The sequence below is a fragment of the Pseudomonas rosaeacicularis genome, from assembly GCF_057128745.1.
Genome location: NZ_JBSKHT010000002.1, coordinates 277,264 through 295,284, shown reverse-complemented (window position 1 = coordinate 295,284; position 18,021 = coordinate 277,264). Strand labels below are relative to the sequence as shown.

The following is an 18,021-nucleotide window of genomic DNA, read 5'->3' as shown; positions in this document are numbered from 1 at the left end:
GTTGTATCAGGCAACGATGCCGTTGAATTGGTCTATTGAGCCTTATCGACTTTTGTAACTATGAAATCACGATGGCATCTATGGACTCTTATCCCCCGCTCGCCTGCCGGATTTACCCGTTTAACAGACCATGGATCACCTGCCGTCGGTGAACGAATGCAATCTCGGCACTGCTTACAAACCTGATTTGGCATGCACATGAGTGAGGGAACAAACGGCCAGCCTCAGCCGGGGCATGAATATTTTCAGGGGGCAATTGCATGAGCGCATCAGTTATTGGTTCTTCGCCGCGTCGTATCGACGGTGGCATGAAAGTTACAGGCAGTGCGCTATACGCCGCTGACCATCAGCCCGAGGGTATGGTTTACGCCTACGGCGTCTACAGCACCGTCGCCAGTGGTTCGATCAAATCACTGGATTTGGATGAGGCGCACCGCTCAACGGGTGTTATCGAAATCCTGCACTACGGCAACTTCCCTCGCGTGTTTCACACCCCGCCGGTGCCGGTCACCATTGCAGCAGCGCTGACCGCCACCCGAATGGACGAAAGGCGTCTTCCATTCGAAGACGAGATCATCCGTTACGCCGGGCAATTCGTCGCTGTTGTTGTTGCCGACACGTTCGAGCACGCTCGTGAGGCTGCGTTAAAGGTCAAGGTGAGTTACAACAAGGCCGCGTCCTACGCTAACTTGAAACAGGGACTTACTCAGGGCCCACCTGCACATGGTGGGGAGGGTCATGAGCGAGGTAATCCAGAGACGGCTTATGAAAACAGCGTGCTAACGCTTGACGAGACCTACACAACCCCTGTTGAAACCCACAACCCAATGGAGATGCATGCCACTGTCGCTTCGTGGGAGGAAGGAAGGTTAGTGGTCTACGAATCTACGCAATCGGTGGTCGCGCATCGCAATACGCTTGCGCAGATTTTCGGTATGCCCGCCGAACAGGTTGAAGTCCGGGCACCCTTCATCGGCTCGGGCTTCGGTGGCAAGCTTTGGATCTGGCCACACTCGGTGGCAGCGTGTGCAGCAGCTAAAGTGGTCGGGCTGCCCGTTCAGATTGTTGTGCCAAGGGCACAAATGTTTACCACCGTAGGACACCGTGCTGAGACACAGCAGAGAATCCGCTTGGCGGCAGATGCAAAAGGCAGATTGCTGTCGCTGCGGCACGACTCGCTCAGCACGACCGGATTCGGTCATCAATATGTTGAAAAATGCGGCGCGATGAGTGCCAGCCTTTACTCATGTCCCAATGTTCAGATTACCCACGGCACGGTGGAAGTCCACAGGGGCGCGCCGACATCCATGCGAGCACCCGGGGCTGCGCCTGGTTTGTTTGCCCTTGAGTCTGCAATTGATGAATTGGCTGAGAAATGTCGGCTTGATCCAATAGCTTTTCGACAGCTAAATCGAGCGGAGCACAATGAGCAGGAAAGCCTCCCCTGGTCCAGCAACTATCTAAGCGAGGCGCTCATACAAGGCGCAGAGCGCTTCGGTTGGGCGAAACGTTCTTCGGAAATCGGGTCGATGCGCCATGGACATGAAGTCATTGGGTACGGGATGGCCCAGTGCAACTGGGACGCCTTTCGTACCCCCGCAAAAGCAAGAGTTTCACTGACATCCGATGGCCGTGCCGTGGTCTATTGCGCAGCACAAGACATAGGAACGGGAACCTACACTGTCATTGCCCAGTGCGTCAGCGAAGTGACGGGGCTGCCACTGAACGATATCACCGTGGAACTGGGTAATTCGTCCTACCCCCCTGCCCCACAATCGGGTGGATCCTGGATAACTGCCAGTGTGCTGCCTGCCGTAGCCCAAGCCACTCGGGAAGCTCTTGCGCAATTAAAAGACTTTGCGGCGTCTGCGCAAGGGGGATTCCCCAGCGCTAAGCCAGACACCATCGAGGTGATTAGCGGGCGCCTGGAAAAGGGCTCAATCGCCATCAAGTTTGCCGACGTTTTAAAACGATTGAACATCGCCAGTGCCGATGGCGAAGCTCATACGGGTATGGCGGATACGGAAAAACATGCCTTTAGCTCTTTCGGCGCGCACTTTGTGGAAGTGCGCTGGGACCCAGGGATCTCCCAGTTGAGAGTGGCCCGAGTCGTCAGCGCGATTGATGTGGGCAAGGTGATCAATGTTGCGACAGCGCGCAACCAGGTCGAGGGAGCCATTGTGATGGGTATCGGCATGGCATTGTTCGAAACATCAGATTACGACGAGCGCAACGCTATGCCGGTCAACAATAACTACGCCGAATACATGGTGCCTGTGCATTCCGACCAGCCAGAGATAGAAGTAATTTTCCTGGACCACCCGGACTATCATCTCAATGAATTCGGTGCGCGCGGTGTTGGGGAGATTGGTATGACCGGGCTCGCGGCAGCCGTTGCCAATGCCGTGTATCACGCGACAGGAAAACGGGTGCGTGACTTGCCGATCAGTATAGAAAAGCTGATGGACGATGTGACTTCAGTAACGGGCTGACTCCGATCTACCGCGCCCTATGAATCGGCGCGGTAGCTCTCAAATCTACGTGACTCAGCGTCACAAGCGGTCAATACGATCAGCTTATCGGACGCGCAACAGTCCTGGACACTAACAGCGCGAGTACTGAGGCAAACACGAGGATAGCTGCGCTTGTGAGGAACGTTGCTTGATAACCGACTTGGTCATAGAGAAGGCCTCCAGTGGTGGCGCCCAAGGTGATTGCCACCTGGATGACCGCGACGATTAACCCGCCACCTGCTTCCGCATCATTTGGAAGCGTTCTGGTTAGCCATGTAAACCACCCGACCGGCGCGCAAGTAGAGATTAAGCCCCATGCGCCAAGCAAGATTGCGGTCAGGGTAAATGAGTGACCGACTGTGAGCAAAGCGACTGCAACTGCTGCCATCAATAACGGGATGCCAATGAGCACTCGATACAGGCCCCGGTTCACTATCGATCCGATTATCACTGTACCTGCCAGCCCTGAAGCGCCGAGAACCAACAGCAGCATAGATAGTTCGAGCACGTCCACCTGCGTGACTGACTCCAGAAATGGGCGAAGGTAGGTGAAAAGCACGAACTGACCCATAAACAGAAACGCCACGGCTGCCATCCCAAAGGACACTTTCGCGCTTACGAGCAAACGAAACACCTCGCTGACAGAGCCACTGCTCCGGTCGCTTGGCATTTTGGGAAGTGTGAATGCTTGCCAACAAAGTGCCAGAGCTGCGAGCGGCACTACACAGAAGAAAGCCCCACGCCAGCCTATCAGCCCGCCGAGAAAGCTACCTAAAGGCGCCGCGACCGCCGTTGCCAAGGCCGTACCGCCTTGCACTACAGCGATCGCTTTGGGCACAAATGCTTCAGGCGCGATTCGCATCATGACCGCGGTGGACATCGACCAAGAGCCGCCAATAGCTACGCCAAGAATTGCCCTGCCAAACATGAGCATCGAGTAACTCGGAGCGAATGCGACGAGGACTCCAGCAACAATCAACAGCGCTGTCATGGTCAACAACACGGGTTTTCGGTCGAACTTGCGTGTCGCAGAGGACAAAAACAAGCTGGTAATCACCGCGAAGAATCCTGAAATGGATATTGCCTGACCAGCCTGACCTTCGGTCAAAGAAAGATCAGTCGCGATAGGTGTCAAGAGACTTACAGGCAGAAACTCGGAGGAAACCAGAGCGAAAGCGCAGAGTGACATGGCAAGCACAGCCCCCCACACCTGTCGAGACGCTGCCTGAATGGGAAGAGCCGTGCTGTTCATAACTCCTTCCTGTTCTGAACTGTTGCTTGCCGACTCAAATATCGGAAGTCGGGGGAGCTAAAACATTGCATGGGTAACCTCATAAACGTGCAAACCTATGTACGGACAAACGAAAACCGTTGCCGTAGTAGTTATTTTTCAGGGAAGAGAAATTGTCCATGGTTGGGTCGAGCGTCAGCACGAGTCATCCATGTCAGGCATGCGCAGCTGGCACTTCGTACTGTCGTTGGACGCTGCATAAGATACTGTCGATCGGCTTACAATTGCCGGAGATCACGAGCCTTTCAAAACACCCTTTGTCTAGGGTCACAGCACAGGCGATGGACCGATAGAGTATTCCAAGCAATTTCTTGCCTATTCCAACTCTGACATAACGAAATTACTGAGAATTAAGTTTGACTTCGCTGAATGACAACATGGAAATACTCACACCTTTAAGCATGTCCTTTCTGGACCTACTGCAAGCGATGCGAGCAGGTTGAACAAGCGGATCAGCGAAGCGTCATCGACTAGACCAACCCTCTGCACGCCACACTTAAAGCCCATAAGCCTAACGTTTAGGCACACCATCAATCAGGTAGACATCGGTGTTGGCTGACCGCTGGCGAATGCTCTTAAGTGTTGCGTATTCTGCCGAGTTGTACCAAGCCAATGCTTTCTCACGGCTTTCAAACTCGATGACAACACGCCTGCGCTTAGGTGCAGTTCCTTCCAGGGAAGTCGTATTGCCTCCGCGCACAATAAAGTGACCTCCATAGGGTATGAATGTGGCCTCAACGTTGGCACTGTAGGGTTTCATGCCTTCTGGATCGATGACTTCAAACTCCGCCACATAATAAGCTGGCACCGAAGTAGCGACCTGCTCCGCTGCGCGCACGACAGTAATGCCTGCGGCCAGGAAAACAAGTGTTAACCATCTCAGCGTTGTGAGCGTTTTCATCAGCCAGCTTCCTTTTGAAAAAATAAGATCGACTAAAGCGCCACTCCCACTCAAGGAGCCTGGACGCTAATCTGCACTGGCTCGGTTTCAATCAGCTTTTTTGACAGGATCATCGACTGAGTCGTCGAAAAGTATTTTTGAAAATGAGCCGAGGCGATATGGCTCTGATAGGCCTCGTCACTGGCATAAATTTCAAAAAAATGAAGGCGGTTCGGGTGCTCTTTTTCAGCAACCGAGTAGAGAGCGATGACGCCAGGTTCGAGTCGAACCGACTCTGCCATCTCCTCTTTTACAGCGGTGTGATAAGCCATTAACTGAGACGGATCTATCTCAAGCTCTGCCACCCTTATGACCAGCTTATTTTTCTCTTCGCTCAATGCCTGCGAGACCGGCAGGCAAGACAGCACAAGCGTTCCGATAACTCCTGCCACTCTCATAGAAGTGTTTCCACTCAAAACTCTAAACCTAAACATTATCACGGGAATCGCGGCTTGATTTATGAGCCTAAAAGCGAACAGTTATGAGAGCTGCTCACGGAACATCATTGCGCAACGGCGAGGAAATCCTTGAGTATCGGCTAATACCGTCTAGCTCTTGTGGCTGCGGAGGCGGTAATAACCTGAGGGTTCGGTCCCGATGCTACAGCGTTGGATGAGCCAGGAAAGAGTGAAGCTGTGCCCGCGCTTCATAGCCCTCTCACGCCTGATCGCAGAAGATCAAGCAGAAGCCTGAACGCAGGTTTGAGCTGCCTGCGGCTTGGGTAGTAGAGGTGGTAGCCAGTGACCATTGGACACCAATCATCTAACACACGTACCAATCGACCTTCACGCACATGAGGCTCAACAACGTCTTCAGGAAGATGAGCCAGTCCGACGCCCGCGAGCGCGAAGTCCAGCATCAGCGGCACTGTATTGCAGACCACTTGCCCCTCTGCTCGAACCCGTATTTCTCGGCCATTCTTGGCAAACGGCCAAGACCAGAGTCCTCCTGACGTCGGCAGACGTAGATTGATGCCGATATGGCCGGTCAGGTCGTGAGGGGTAACGGGTTTGGGCCTGTGCTCGAAATATGAGGGCGATCCAATCACTGCCTGTCGAAAGTCAGGACCTATACGAACCCCGATCATGTCCTTGGCCACCTGCTCGCCTAAACGGATACCGGCGTCGTACCGTTGCTCGACGATATCGACCAAGCCGTAGTCATTATTGATTTCAACCCTCACCTGCGGGTAGTCCAGCATTAGCCTGCTGACGGCCGGAGTCAGGATCGTTGCCGAAGCGTGTTCCACCGAGGTGATCTTTAGGGTGCCTGCCGGTTTTCCGCTTAGCTCCGAGAGATCTGCCAGCCCGGCTTCAATCCCTTCGAAGTGGGGACCTATAGAGCCTATCAAGCGTTCTCCGGCCTCCGTAGGCGAAACGCTGCGGGTGCTGCGTGTGAGTAACTGCACACCCAACTGCTCTTCAAGACGTCTGAGTGTTCGGCTCAATGCCGGTTGTGACGTCCCCAACTGAGCGGCGGCTTTGGTGAAGCTCCGCTCACGTGCAACCGTCAGGAACGCCACCAAGTCATTAACGGTGTCTCGCATGATTGATATCCAGCTGGTATAGGTCCATTCCTATCATACCATCTAATCATTTGTCGGGTTCGCTGCTAGATTGGGGTCACCTCTAGTGCGGAACTCATGCATGAACCCGATCTATGACTTCAATGGGCAGGTAGCTCTGGTGACTGGCGCAAGTGCTGGCATTGGACTCGCGACCGCTCAAGCCTTCGCCAAGGCTGGTGCCGCCGTAGTGCTCGCGGACATCAACGAAGCGTCACTTCAGAGCGAAACCGACAAGTTGCGCGCTGCTGGATACAAAGCGATTGCGGTCGTTTGCGACGTGGCGGATGAAACCCAAGTGGCCTTGATGATTGAACGTATCGTCGCCGCCTTTGGCCGACTGGATATGGCCTTCAACAATGCCGGTATCGCAGGGCATTCCGGGCCATTTACGGACGAATCCAGCGACTCCTTCGACCAGCTCAACGCCGTCAATCTGCGCGGTGTCTGGGCCTGCATGAAACATGAATTGGCTCAGATGGAGCGCCAAGGCAGCGGCGCCATTGTGAACTGTTCATCACTAGGTGGGCTTGTCGGCCTCGCAGGTCGAGCTGCTTATCATGCGACCAAACACGGCGTAATCGGGCTGACCAAAAGCGCTGGCGTAGAGTTTGCCGCGCGCGGAATTCGGGTGAACGCTGTTTGCCCAGGCGTCATCGATACCCCGATGTTCACTGATTTGCTCAAGCGGTCTCCCGAGGCAATGGAGGGCGTTAGACGCGACCAACCGATTGAGCGCTTGGGACATCCGGACGAAATCGCAGCAGCCGTACTCTGGCTATGCAGCCCGGCGGCAAGCTTCGTCGTGGCAACGGCTTTGTCAGTTGATGGTGGCTTCACGGCGCATTGATTCTGCAAAACGCACGCATACAGGCATTGAGGAGTTTTATGGACAGCAAAAGCTCGGCTTCAGGGTCTGACTTCTTCACCTCTCTAAGCCGTCGCGAATTCGTGACCAAGGCCGCACTGACGGGAGCTGCCCTTGCGGTCGGATCTTCGGCATGGGCAGGCGCTTCAATTGCGCCCAGCGCTGTCCAGAACTCAAAGAACACTTCTATAGGAACCAGAAAAATGACCAGACGGCATCTAGGCAATTTAGACGTATCAGCCGTTGGCGCGGGCTGCATGAGCATCAGCGCCAACTACGGCCCACCTGCTGATATCGAGCAAGGTATTCAGACGCTTCGCACGGCTTTTGAAAAAGGCGTCACCTTCTTCGACACGGCCGAAGTTTACGGCCCCTATACCAACGAAGAACTGGTCGGCAAAGCCCTGAAGCCCTTCCGCGACCAAGTGCAGATCGCAAGCAAATTTGGTTTCGCCATCGACGGCACCATTGGACTGAACAGCCGCCCTGAGCACATCAAAAAGGTTGTGGAGGAGTCCCTCAAGCGTCTGCAGACCGACCGTATTGATCTCTACTACCAGCATCGCGTCGATCCCAACGTGCCTATTGAAGAGGTAGCGGGCGCAATCAAAGAGCTGATCGCAGAAGGCAAGATCCTACATTTCGGCTTGTCTGAAGCCAGTGCGAAAACTATTCGCCGCGCCCATGCCGTACAACCTGTATCAGCGATCCAGAGCGAATACTCATTTTTTCACCGTGATCCTGAACACAACGGCGTGCTCCAGGCCTGTGAAGAGCTGGGGATTGGATTCGTGCCGTGGGCGCCGTTGGGTGAAGGCTATCTGACCGGAAAAATGGACGCTAACACCCGATTCGATCCAAAGACCGATTTCCGCGGAACATTCCCACGTATGTTTCCTGAAAACATGGCCGCCAACATGCCGGTGGTGGACATCTTGAGGACAGTCGCTACAGCTAAAGGCGGTACACCTGCGCAAGTCGCAATTGCCTGGCTGCTCGCACAAAAGCCCTGGATCGTGCCCATCCCCGGTACACGCAGCATCGATCATCTGACTGAAAATCTGGGCGCGCTGAACATTCAGCTGACAAGCGACGACCTGCTTGCGATGCAAGAACAATTCTCCAAATTGACCGTGCGTGGCGAGCGCATGTCGGAGATGCACATGCAGCAGATCGACCGTAACTGAGCATGACCGGCCGACATTTAGCTTGATGATCCATCGGCCATGGCCAGATCAACAGTTGTACCTGGCGCTTTGGCCATCGGTCAGACAGGCACACGATGGAGAGTTGAAATGAGCAGTACTTATTCGTGCTTCGAGGCATTGGTACGTAAGCGCAGAGCCACTCGCCAATTTCTTTCGACAGCTCTTACTGCGGAACAGATTCGGACCGTTTTGAATGATGCTCAATGCGCCCCATCCAACTGCAATACCCAGCCATGGCACGTTCATGTTGTGTCCGGGGTAGCCAGGGATAAATTGTCTGAGGCGCTACTGCGGGACGAAAACGAGGGCTACAGGACTCCAGACTTCAGCTTTGACGCCGCAGCATTTGAAGGTATCTACGCCGAGCGTCACCACGCCATGGCCAAGCGTCGCAACGACGCGGCAGGCATTGGTCGGGAAGATCACGTTGCCCGTCAGGAAGACAAGTTGCGCAACCTTGAATTCTACGGCGCGCCGCATGTTGCATTCCTGTTCATGCCGGTGGTTGGCGACAACGTTCGGACTGCAGGCGACATGGGTATGTATGCCCAGACCCTGCTTCTTTCACTGACAGCCCACGGGTTGGCAGGCATACCCCAGACCGTACTGGGTTTTTATTCCCACACCGTCAGAGAGGCCTTGAACGTCGCCGACGAATTCAAGCTTCTGTTCGGTATCTCCTTCGGTTACGCAGACCCAAGTGCCCCAGCACAACAAATTGATGTGGGTCGAGCACGCTTGGAAGAGAGCGTTACTTTCCATCACTGATGGACAGAAACGCTTCTGGATGGAGCACACATAGCTTTGAAACGGGCAAACCGAATCGTTCGCCTCGCATTAGGCCGCCGCATGGGTTTCCCGGTACTACACACCGCCATCTTTATTTGAGGATCGATAGACATATGACAGGTTTATTCACGCCCTATACGTTGAAAAACGTCACGTTACGCAACCGAATCGTGGCATCGCCGATGTGCCAATACATGGCAACAGACGGCATTCTGGGCGATTGGCACCCAACACACTACGAGAGTCTTGCCAGAGGCGGTGCGGGCCTGGTGGTGGTTGAAGCGACAGCCGTGTCGCCCGAGGGGCGTATCACCCCGGGGGATGCGGGTCTTTGGAAAGACGAACAAGTAGCAGGACTTGCTTCAGTTGCCAAAGCCATTACTCAAGCAGGCGCTGTGCCAGGGATACAACTCGGACATGCAGGCCGCAAGGCAGGTTGCACTCCTCCCTGGGAAGGCGGCACTCCATTGCCCAAGGACAGCCCCGATGCGTGGCAACCTATCTCGGCCAGCGAACTGCCTTATATGCCCAGCGCTCCACACATTCCCGTCGCAATGACAACCGAAGATATTAAGCGTGTTCAGCAGGACTTCGCTGATGCGGCCGCACGCGCCTTGGAAGCGGGCTTTGAATGGGTGGAATTGCACTTTGCCCATGGCTTCCTCGCTCAGAACTTTCTGTCCCGGCACTCCAATAACCGTAGTGACGAGTACGGCGGGTCGCTGGAAAACCGGGCTCGGTTTCTCCTTGAGACAGTGGCTGCGGTTCGCCAGGTCTGGCCAACATCATTTCCGCTGACGATTCGGCTCGGTGTCGTCGAGTTCGATGACTATGCAGAGCGGTCTTTCAACGAATCCATTCAGGTGCTCCAGTGGCTGAAAGAAGCAGGTGTGGACTTAGTGGATGCAGGTCTGGCCGGCTCGACGCCCGCAGAGAAGGTGCCCTCAGGGCCGAACTTCATGGTGCCGTACGCTGAGAGAGTCCGGCAGGAAACCGGGCTGCAGGTTGCGACGAGCTGGCTTATCAAGAGTCCTCATGAAGCTGATGCGTTCATTCGCGAAGGCCGGCTGGACTTGATCTTCCTTGCCCGCTCCCTGCTGGCAAACCCTCACTGGGCTTTCCATGCCGCCCGCGCGCTGGAAATCGAACGGTCGGAGGAAGTCCTGCCCGTCCCCTATGCCTATTGGCTAAATCACTGGGAGGTCTAATAGACCCCTCATGTTTCGGTCAGCACGGCCACTAGAATTTATCAGTTCATTTACGTAAATTCCGGAGAACGTTTATATGAAGTACCGCAAACTTGGAAGCTCGGGCCTCTCTATTTCAAACCTGACTCTGGGGACAATGGGCTTCGGCGCAGAAACGTCAGAGAAGGATGCATTCGCTATCCTCGATGCCTTTGTTGATGCAGGCGGCAAGATGATTGATACCGCCGATGTCTATGGCGGCGGCAAATCCGAGGAATTATTGGGCCGCTGGCTTTCCAAACGTTCAGACAAGACAGGCCATGTGGTCATCGCTACCAAGGCCCGATTTGGGACAGGCCCAGACATCAACGACTGTGGGTCATCTAGGGCCCACTTGCATCGTGCGCTGGACACATCGCTGGGGCGACTCGGGACAGAGTCCATTGACCTTTATCAACTACACGGCTGGGATCCCCTGACGCCAGTTGAGGAAACGTTGTCTTTTCTTGATACCGCTCTTCGAGCAGGCAAAATTCACTATGTTGGTGTATCGAACTTTACCGGCTGGCAACTTCAACTGTTCGTCAGCACGGCCCGCGCCATGGGGATTCAATCCCCTGTCACGCTTCAGCAGCAATACAGCCTCGTGTACCGGGAGAGCGAGTACGAAGTCATCCCAGCAGCCCTTCACAACGGTATCGGCCTGCTGCCATGGTCACCACTGGCAAGCGGATTTTTGAGCGGCAAATACACTCAGGGGACAGCACCTGAACCTTCAACACGATTGAGCAAAGATGACCCGATGACGCGTCACATGAGTGAGGCAGTCAGAAAAAATAACCGCAACTGGGCGGTTTTGGACGCCGTTCGAGAAATTGCCGATGAAATGGGTGTAACGCCCAGTCAAGTAGCTCTGGCCTGGGTCGCCAACAAGCCATCTGTCACCTCACCCATCATCGGCGCACGCACCATGGAGCAGTTCGCGGACAATATCAAAGCAGCAGATCTTGATCTCCCCGCCGAGGCTGTCTCGAGACTGGATGAGCTGAGTTGCCCTAAGCCCGATGACTATCCTTACGGCAAGTTTGGCGTTCTTCAGCGCGAGCGCTATATCGACTCAAGCGAACAGGCCCTTCGCGAATTGGCTGATTTAACCTGACCGGATATTCGATGTTCTGGCGGCGTTTTTTTTACCGCCAGGATACCGCCCGGGCCAGCCATTTGGAGTTCTGCGCCGCACGGAGGTGTGAAGTAACTGCAGGACGCATTGTGGCAACTTAACAGGTCCTTCAGATGGCGCTGGAATCACTCAAAGCAGCTAGCAGGATAGGGATCGTTGGTCCTCTGTACAAGGTAAAACCATTACTCAAAGGGACGATTCAATTGCTGAAGTCGAACTGAGCGTGATCCGCATCTAGACCAAAGATCTTGAAGAGAACGAACACGACATCTGCTGTTATGGCCGCGCTATATCCCTGTGTCAGTGTGGTTGTCTTTGCCCTCCTCATAATCAGCATTCCGGGGACGGCAAAAGTATCGTTGGGCCTGTCCCGTGACAACGGACGCAAAGCCGCACTGCTAAAAATGATTCTTCATCTAAAGAGACTCTGATCGCAGAGAGTCAGCCTAGGAGCTCTTCATCAAGTGATCAGCGCACGGTTTGGCCAACCGACCGCTGTGGGTCGTCTTCAGCCAATCATGCCCACGAATAGGGTTGTCAAATCCGTTGCAAATGCGGGTCAGGTTGAATACGACTGGGTGGGCAAGTCCGTGCACTGGCTCAGTTGATTCGATAACGGGCCGAGTTTGCAGGGTCACGTAGCGATGTGCCAGACGGTTTACAGCTTGTCCGGCAACGAGCATTACGGTCCCAACTCGAGTTCCTCGAGTACATCGACAATCAGCATGTGCGGGTTTTGCGTTTGGTTCAGGCTAGCCCTGACATTACTCCGAAAGAAGTTTCAGCGCGGGCTTTGCTGGAAAAGACACTGCTTTCCAAAACTTTGGCACTGCTGGAGTCCCGGGATCTCATATCGCGCTTCCCTCACCCTGTCGACCGCCGCAGTGTTGGTTTGCGTACCACCGCCGCGGGGTCGCAGATCGCTGATGACTCCTCAGTCGTCGGCGCCGAACTTGAAGATCAACTCGTCTCCGCCCTCTCGCCCAAGGAGCGCGTGGCACTGGATGGCCTGCTTTCAAAACTGATGGAAAGTCTGCTTCCGCCTTCCTGACACCGCCTCTCTCCCCTCTTTTTTCTGTCCTCTTTTACATTAGGAGTACCCCATGTCGTCCCTCGAAAAGCTGATTCCCGATCTTGATGCCTTGTTGCCTGAGTTGGAGGAGGTCTACAAGGACTTGCACCGTCATCCTGAACTGTCGATGTACGAGTATCGCACCGCGCAAATCGCCGCCGACTACCTGGTGCGCTACGGGTACGAGGTGACCCGCGAAATCGGTGCCACCGGCGTTGTCGGCGTGCTGCGCAACGGTGAAGGCCCGGTGGTGATGTTGCGCGCCGACATGGACGCGTTGCCCATGGCCGAAGCAACAGGCCTGCCCTATGCCAGCGACGTGGTCACCCGTAATGAAGATGGTGTGGAAGTTTCCGTCTGCCACTCGTGTGGGCATGACATGCATGTCACCTGGTTGATGGGGGTGGCTCGGGTGTTGTCCGAAAACCGCGGTACCTGGCGGGGTACTCTTCTGGCTGTTTTCCAACCGGGTGAAGAAGTGGGTGTGGGCGCGCAGAACATGATTGACGACGGCATGCTCGATCGCTTCCCCAAGCCGGACATCATTCTTGGTCAGCATGTAATGGTGGGGCCAGCCGGTACTGTGGGGCACCGTAGCGGCACCATTCTTTCGGCCGGTGACAGCCTGAAAATCAAAATGTTCGGCCGTGGCGCCCATGGCTCACAGCCACAAACATCGGTAGACCCGGTAATCATGGCGGCATCAACGGTGCTGCGCCTGCAGACCATTGTTTCGCGGGAAATCTCCCCTCTGGATCAGACAGTCCTGACGGTTGGCTCATTACAGGCTGGCACTAAGGAAAACATCATCCCAGACAATGCGACGTTGAAACTCAATATGCGCACTTACGACGAGGGCGTGCGCGAGCACATGCTGGGCGCGATCAAACGGATCTGCTGCGCCGAATGCTCTGCATCCAATGCACCGCGCGACCCGGAGATCACAACAATCAATCGCTACCCATTGACGGTTAATGATGAGCGCGCCTCAACCCGTTTGGCCGACGCATTTGTCGCCTGGTTTGGCGACAGAGCCTATGAAACGGCGCCGGCTGCGGCGAGCGAGGATTTCAGTGTGTTCGGTCGCGCCTGGAAGGTGCCCTACGTGTTCTGGTTCGTAGGATGTACAGACCCGCAAGTGTACGAACAGGCCAAGGCCAAGGGAAAAATAAACAGCATTCCGAGCAATCACTCACCCGAGTTCGCGCCTTTGCTGCACCCGACATTGCGTACCGGGATGGAAACAATGCTTTGCGCAGCATTTGCCTGGTTCGGGAACGCTGAGTAGAACAGCAATGGACACTCACCTGGTTTACACAGTCACAGATTTGCTCGGCACGTTTGCTTTTGGTGTAAGCGGTGCAATTGCCGCACGCCAGCAGCGACTGGACCTGTTCGGGATTATGACCATCACGTTCATCGTCGCTTGCGGTGGCGGGATTCTTCGGGACCTGTGTCTGGGCGCATTGCCGCCGGCCGGGCTGTCGAGCTGGCGCTATCTGGTGGTGTCGCTGATCGCTGCAACGTGGGTGGTATGTGCTTACCCGATGGTGTGTCGAATGAGATCCCCCGTACAACTGTTCGACTCCATTGGCCTTGGACTGTTTGCAGTGGCAGGCGCGAAAAAGGCACTGGCCGTCCAGGCCGGTGCCGAGGTCGCGATAGTGCTGGGAATGGTCAGCGCTGTAGGAGGCGGCGTACTCAGGGATATTTTGCTGTCACGCGTGCCTTGCATTCTGCAACGGGAAATCTATGCGTCTGCCGCGTTGGCTGGCGCAACTGTTGAGGTTTTGCTTAACTGCGGCGGTGTAAATTCGGTGATGGCTTCGTGGCTAACCGCAGCAGGATGTACCGCGCTGCGAATGGCTTCACTGCGCTACGGTTGGCGGCTGCCTTCCATTGACGCTGATTCTGCCAATTAGCTCAGGCTTGCTGCGCACCGACGAAACTCCTATCCCTGTCTGTATCGCGCCTTCGCGGCGCAGCGGCTGTCGGTCAACATTCCCATTGGTACGCGCATCCCCTGCCACTGCGAGTCGCAGTGCCATTCCATTATTTTGATAGAGCGAGAAGCATGGGAGCGCCCGCGTGGCTTTTCATCAATGACCGGTGACCATCTGACCGGACTGCCTGTCACCTGCTGCAAAACCATGGACTCGCGCTCGCGACGCAATCACCAGGCTCAGCAGTATCAGCATCAACAAGACCCAGGGAAACGAACTTACGCCCCATTGACTGAGCAAAACGCCACCCAATAGACCACCGCCTGCGATGGCGCTGTTCCACACAACGACGTTCATTGAAAGCGCTACGTCAGCGCCCTCACCTGCTGAATCGGCGAGCGCGGTTTGCAGAAGCGTGGCGGCGCCACCAAAGGTCAGGCCCCAGATAAAAACCCCGACGTAAATGGCCAGGGCCGAGCCTGAAAACAAGCCGAGGAATACAGCGACCGCTGCAAACGTTGCGAGGCTGGCCAACACGCTGTTTCGCAGATGACGATCAACCAGTCGTCCCGTTACCCAAATGCCCGCCAGCGCGGCGACACCAAATGCAAGCAGCACCAAATCAACGTCACTTGCCAGACCGGCCTTGGAAACAAAGGGTGCGACGTAGGTATAAAGAATGTTGTGAGCCAGCATCCAAGTGAAGACGACCCCTAGCACCGAGCGTACGCCCGGCGTGAAAAACACCTGCCGCAGCGCCATGCGCTGTGAGGAAGATTGGCCAGGATAGTCCGGCACCTTGATCAGCACCCAAACGATCAACAGCAGGGTCATCCCGGACATCAGTCCAAACGCCATGCGCCACCCCATGAATCCACCCAGCCAAGTCCCCAACGGCACACCAAGTGACAAAGCGATGGGCGTTCCCACCATCGCTACTGCCAACGCGCGGCCCTGCAATTGGGGGGCAACCATGCGCCGTGCATAACCTGCGATAAGGCTCCAGGCCAAGCCTGCAGAGACGCCCGCGAAAAACCTCGCGACCAACGTCAGCCAGTAGTTGGAAGACAGCGCAGTGACGGAATTGAAAAGCAAAAATCCGACAATCGTCAGCAGCAAGACTGTTCTGCGGCGCCAGCTTTGCGTTGCGATGGTCAGCGGAATGGCTGCCAGCAGCGACCCCAGCGCGTAAACCGTCACCATCTGCCCTGCAAAAGACGGCGAGACCCCCAAGCCACTGCCGATCTCGGGCAGTAAACCGGCTGGCAACGTCTCTGTCACGATGCAAATGAAACCCGTCATCGCCAGTGCCAATAGAGCCCCCAGCGGCAGCTTTGCGCTTTGTCGCTCATCTGTAGTCATTCGATCCGCCCCACTAATATACTGATCGGTATGAATATAGGGAGCGACATCAAAGTAGTCAACGACTTATGTATCGACTAGTATTTATGTAACTCAAGAGGAGGTTCACATGGCACAGATGGGACGTCCGCGCACTTTCGACCGTGACGTGGCAATCACTCAGGCACTGCATCTGTTTTGGGAGCACGGTTACGACGCGACCTCTCTTAGCCAGCTGAAGGCAAACATCGGTGGAGGGATCACCGCGCCCAGCTTCTACGCAGCGTTTGGCTCAAAGCAGGCGCTGTTCAATGAAGTGATGGAGCGCTATCTGAATACCCACGGCAGGGTGACCGATAGCCTGTTTGATACAACCCTTCCCCCCCGCGAAGCTGTTGAACTTACACTGCGGCGCTCCGCAAAAATGCAGTGTGAGGACAACCATCCCAAAGGATGTCTGGTGGCGTTGGGCCTGATGAGCGCTTGCACACACGAGAGTAAAGTCGTCTCTGAGCCACTCGCGCAGGCACGGGCGTTCAACCGGGCCGGCCTGGTAGGTTGCGTCGAACGCGGTATCGCCACCGGGGAGCTGCGGACAACCGTTGCGTCGCAAGCACTTGCGGCCGTGTTTGACAGCTTCATGCTGGGCCTGTCGACACAGGCGCGCGATGGCGTTCCACATGCCACGCTCGATGCCGCAGTCACTCAAGTGATGGGGCTATGGGATAGCCTGCGTATCGTTTCTGACGATCAATGATCGGACATGCAAACTGAAGGATTTTCCACGATCCATCACCAACTGCTGTCCTGCCAAATTCATCCACTGGAATAATCCCGGTCATCATGAAACAACCGCAATCCTTATCAACCCAAGGAGCCCCACCCACAATGGACGACGCCATCACTTACCGGCCCGCCAACGAGCAGGACCTGCTGACAATCTGTGAACTGGGGCAATTGCTCAACGCAGTGCATCACGCCGCACGGCCCGATATTTACACCGATGCCATCCCTGACCACGCGCGCGACCTCCCGCACTGGAAAAGCTGCTTTGAAAGCGCGGCTCAGGTGGTATTCATCGCCCATTTCGGAGCCCATCCAGCGGGTTTCATCACCGCCAGCCTCTCCTCCAGCGCCGGGCCATTGATGCAGCCCATGACCGTCGTGCGCATTGGATCGGTCTGTGTGGCAGAGCAATTCTGGGGCAACGGCATTGGCCGTGGTCTTGTGCGTCAGGTTCGGGAATGGGCGGTTGAACACGGCGCTGAAGACATCAGGCTGGCAGTCTGGACATTCAACGAACACGCGATTGCCCTGTACACCGAGATCGGATTCGAGACGCGTGCGCTGGAGATGGGCATGCGCCTCTGAGGCGCATCATCGATCAATGGGTCTGGCCTTTCCCTCGCGCTCACAAGCAGACGTTACGCCCAGTTCAAAACCGGCCAGCCTGCTTGCCGGGCATGCTCCAGCAATGCCGGATCAGGATTGACCGTACGCGGCTGGCTGACCTTGCACAGCAGCGGCAAATCGTTGCATGAATCCGAGTAAAAACTGGCGCCGTCCAGAGTTCCGTCTTGCGTAGCGAGCCACTTCATCAGCCTTATGACCTTGCCTTCGCGATAAGTCAGTACGCCTTCGGTGCGACCGCTGTAACGACCGTCATGCCGTTCCAGATCAATTGCCAGCACTTCGTCGATGCCCAGATGCGCAGCGATGGGTGCTACCAAATGTATGCCGGAGGCTGAGATAACCAGCAATCGATCTCCCGCAGCCCGATGTTGAGCGATCGTCTCGCGGGCATCGCTGTACACCGCCGGGTCAATTACCTTTTCAATGAACGTGGCGACCGCGCTGGCAACAGCTTCCTCGCTGCGCCCGACCATCGGCGTGAGGCTGAACGCCATGTAATCTTCCATCGCCAGCTTGCCTTCGCCGTAGGCCGCCATCAGTTCGCGGTCACGCTGCATGAAAGATTCCCCTTGCACCCAACCCAGGCGCACCATCTCCTTGCTCCACAGGCTGGCGCAATCCCCGTTGATCAGCGTTTCGTCCAGATCGAATATTGCTAACGCCATTTCACACCTTCATCCCACTGTTTTTGAAAGGCACTGCGCCCACCTGA

The 18,021-nt window shown here is 55.6% G+C and carries 17 protein-coding genes; 11 read left to right on the top strand and 6 right to left on the bottom strand.

All coding sequences use genetic code 11. From position 1 onward, the window contains the following. The first annotated feature begins 260 nt into the window (after positions 1 to 260). Positions 261 to 2,492 (top strand): xanthine dehydrogenase family protein molybdopterin-binding subunit, encoded by a 2,232-nt coding sequence (locus ACWKWM_RS03775; RefSeq protein ID WP_483844819.1) that lies wholly within the window; start codon positions 261 to 263, stop codon positions 2,490 to 2,492. Positions 2,493 to 2,571: 79 nt separating this feature from the next. Here ACWKWM_RS03775 and ACWKWM_RS03770 read toward each other — a convergent pair whose 3' ends face one another. The 4 genes from ACWKWM_RS03770 to ACWKWM_RS03755 form a co-directional block, all read right to left on the bottom strand. Beyond that, a complete protein-coding gene (locus ACWKWM_RS03770; RefSeq protein WP_483844818.1) occupies positions 2,572 to 3,765 on the bottom strand; it encodes an MFS transporter in 1,194 nt (397 codons plus the stop codon). A gap of 550 nt (positions 3,766 to 4,315) precedes the next feature. Further along, positions 4,316 to 4,705, bottom strand: a complete 390-nt coding sequence (locus tag ACWKWM_RS03765) for a DUF1330 domain-containing protein (RefSeq protein WP_483844817.1) — start codon at positions 4,703 to 4,705, stop codon at positions 4,316 to 4,318. A gap of 50 nt (positions 4,706 to 4,755) precedes the next feature. After that, a complete protein-coding gene (locus ACWKWM_RS03760; RefSeq protein WP_483844816.1) occupies positions 4,756 to 5,142 on the bottom strand; it encodes a putative quinol monooxygenase in 387 nt (128 codons plus the stop codon). 248 nt (positions 5,143 to 5,390) lie between these two features. Continuing rightward, positions 5,391 to 6,293, bottom strand: a complete 903-nt coding sequence (locus tag ACWKWM_RS03755) for a LysR family transcriptional regulator (RefSeq protein WP_483844986.1) — start codon at positions 6,291 to 6,293, stop codon at positions 5,391 to 5,393. A gap of 97 nt (positions 6,294 to 6,390) precedes the next feature. Between ACWKWM_RS03755 and ACWKWM_RS03750 the strand changes: the two genes are divergently transcribed. From ACWKWM_RS03750 to ACWKWM_RS03715, 8 genes are all read left to right on the top strand, one after another. Next, a complete protein-coding gene (locus ACWKWM_RS03750; protein WP_483844815.1) occupies positions 6,391 to 7,158 on the top strand; it encodes an SDR family oxidoreductase in 768 nt (255 codons plus the stop codon). Between the two features lie 38 nt (positions 7,159 to 7,196). Beyond that, the gene (locus ACWKWM_RS03745; protein ID WP_483844814.1) at positions 7,197 to 8,363 is read left to right on the top strand and encodes an aldo/keto reductase; all 1,167 of its coding nucleotides are present in this window, start codon (positions 7,197 to 7,199) and stop codon (positions 8,361 to 8,363) included. A 108-nt stretch (positions 8,364 to 8,471) separates the two neighbouring features. Beyond that, positions 8,472 to 9,152, top strand: coding sequence for a nitroreductase (locus tag ACWKWM_RS03740; protein WP_483844813.1), 681 nt, complete (start codon positions 8,472 to 8,474; stop codon positions 9,150 to 9,152). Positions 9,153 to 9,286: 134 nt separating this feature from the next. Continuing rightward, positions 9,287 to 10,381 carry an NADH:flavin oxidoreductase/NADH oxidase gene (locus tag ACWKWM_RS03735; RefSeq protein WP_483844812.1) on the top strand — a complete coding sequence of 365 codons (1,095 nt, stop codon included), beginning with the start codon at positions 9,287 to 9,289 and terminating at the stop codon, positions 10,379 to 10,381. A 76-nt stretch (positions 10,382 to 10,457) separates the two neighbouring features. After that, the gene (locus ACWKWM_RS03730) at positions 10,458 to 11,519 is read left to right on the top strand and encodes an aldo/keto reductase (RefSeq protein ID WP_483844811.1); all 1,062 of its coding nucleotides are present in this window, start codon (positions 10,458 to 10,460) and stop codon (positions 11,517 to 11,519) included. A gap of 667 nt (positions 11,520 to 12,186) precedes the next feature. Continuing rightward, a complete protein-coding gene (locus tag ACWKWM_RS03725) occupies positions 12,187 to 12,591 on the top strand; it encodes a MarR family winged helix-turn-helix transcriptional regulator (protein ID WP_483844810.1) in 405 nt (134 codons plus the stop codon). Between the two features lie 52 nt (positions 12,592 to 12,643). Beyond that, positions 12,644 to 13,900, top strand: coding sequence for a M20 family metallopeptidase (locus ACWKWM_RS03720; protein WP_483844809.1), 1,257 nt, complete (start codon positions 12,644 to 12,646; stop codon positions 13,898 to 13,900). Between the two features lie 7 nt (positions 13,901 to 13,907). Next, positions 13,908 to 14,534 carry a trimeric intracellular cation channel family protein gene (locus ACWKWM_RS03715; RefSeq protein WP_483844808.1) on the top strand — a complete coding sequence of 209 codons (627 nt, stop codon included), beginning with the start codon at positions 13,908 to 13,910 and terminating at the stop codon, positions 14,532 to 14,534. A 177-nt stretch (positions 14,535 to 14,711) separates the two neighbouring features. On the opposite strand, the gene ACWKWM_RS03710 is transcribed toward ACWKWM_RS03715, so the two are convergent. Continuing rightward, positions 14,712 to 15,917: an MFS transporter gene (locus ACWKWM_RS03710; protein WP_483844807.1), complete on the bottom strand. Its 1,206-nt coding sequence runs from the start codon at positions 15,915 to 15,917 to the stop codon at positions 14,712 to 14,714. A gap of 109 nt (positions 15,918 to 16,026) precedes the next feature. Between ACWKWM_RS03710 and ACWKWM_RS03705 the strand changes: the two genes are divergently transcribed. Then, positions 16,027 to 16,653: a TetR/AcrR family transcriptional regulator gene (locus ACWKWM_RS03705; protein ID WP_483844806.1), complete on the top strand. Its 627-nt coding sequence runs from the start codon at positions 16,027 to 16,029 to the stop codon at positions 16,651 to 16,653. A gap of 131 nt (positions 16,654 to 16,784) precedes the next feature. Then, the gene (locus ACWKWM_RS03700; RefSeq protein WP_483844805.1) at positions 16,785 to 17,267 is read left to right on the top strand and encodes a GNAT family N-acetyltransferase; all 483 of its coding nucleotides are present in this window, start codon (positions 16,785 to 16,787) and stop codon (positions 17,265 to 17,267) included. A gap of 53 nt (positions 17,268 to 17,320) precedes the next feature. Here the strand turns inward: ACWKWM_RS03700 and ACWKWM_RS03695 are convergent, their stop codons facing one another. Then, complete coding sequence (locus tag ACWKWM_RS03695) at positions 17,321 to 17,974, bottom strand: HAD family hydrolase (RefSeq protein WP_483844804.1); 654 nt, start codon at positions 17,972 to 17,974, stop codon at positions 17,321 to 17,323. Positions 17,975 to 18,021 lie beyond the last annotated feature (47 nt).

Coding starts and splice junctions, on each gene's coding strand:
- ACWKWM_RS03765 (WP_483844817.1), bottom strand. CDS start 4,705: ATGAAAACGCTCACAACGCTGAGATGGTTAACACTTGTTTTCCTGGCC.
- ACWKWM_RS03700 (WP_483844805.1), top strand. CDS start 16,785: ATGGACGACGCCATCACTTACCGGCCCGCCAACGAGCAGGACCTGCTG.
- ACWKWM_RS03710 (WP_483844807.1), bottom strand. CDS start 15,917: ATGACTACAGATGAGCGACAAAGCGCAAAGCTGCCGCTGGGGGCTCTA.
- ACWKWM_RS03695 (WP_483844804.1), bottom strand. CDS start 17,974: ATGGCGTTAGCAATATTCGATCTGGACGAAACGCTGATCAACGGGGAT.
- ACWKWM_RS03745 (WP_483844814.1), top strand. CDS start 7,197: ATGGACAGCAAAAGCTCGGCTTCAGGGTCTGACTTCTTCACCTCTCTA.
- ACWKWM_RS03750 (WP_483844815.1), top strand. CDS start 6,391: ATGAACCCGATCTATGACTTCAATGGGCAGGTAGCTCTGGTGACTGGC.
- ACWKWM_RS03720 (WP_483844809.1), top strand. CDS start 12,644: ATGTCGTCCCTCGAAAAGCTGATTCCCGATCTTGATGCCTTGTTGCCT.
- ACWKWM_RS03735 (WP_483844812.1), top strand. CDS start 9,287: ATGACAGGTTTATTCACGCCCTATACGTTGAAAAACGTCACGTTACGC.
- ACWKWM_RS03740 (WP_483844813.1), top strand. CDS start 8,472: ATGAGCAGTACTTATTCGTGCTTCGAGGCATTGGTACGTAAGCGCAGA.
- ACWKWM_RS03760 (WP_483844816.1), bottom strand. CDS start 5,142: ATGAGAGTGGCAGGAGTTATCGGAACGCTTGTGCTGTCTTGCCTGCCG.
- ACWKWM_RS03770 (WP_483844818.1), bottom strand. CDS start 3,765: ATGAACAGCACGGCTCTTCCCATTCAGGCAGCGTCTCGACAGGTGTGG.
- ACWKWM_RS03730 (WP_483844811.1), top strand. CDS start 10,458: ATGAAGTACCGCAAACTTGGAAGCTCGGGCCTCTCTATTTCAAACCTG.
- ACWKWM_RS03775 (WP_483844819.1), top strand. CDS start 261: ATGAGCGCATCAGTTATTGGTTCTTCGCCGCGTCGTATCGACGGTGGC.
- ACWKWM_RS03715 (WP_483844808.1), top strand. CDS start 13,908: ATGGACACTCACCTGGTTTACACAGTCACAGATTTGCTCGGCACGTTT.
- ACWKWM_RS03705 (WP_483844806.1), top strand. CDS start 16,027: ATGGCACAGATGGGACGTCCGCGCACTTTCGACCGTGACGTGGCAATC.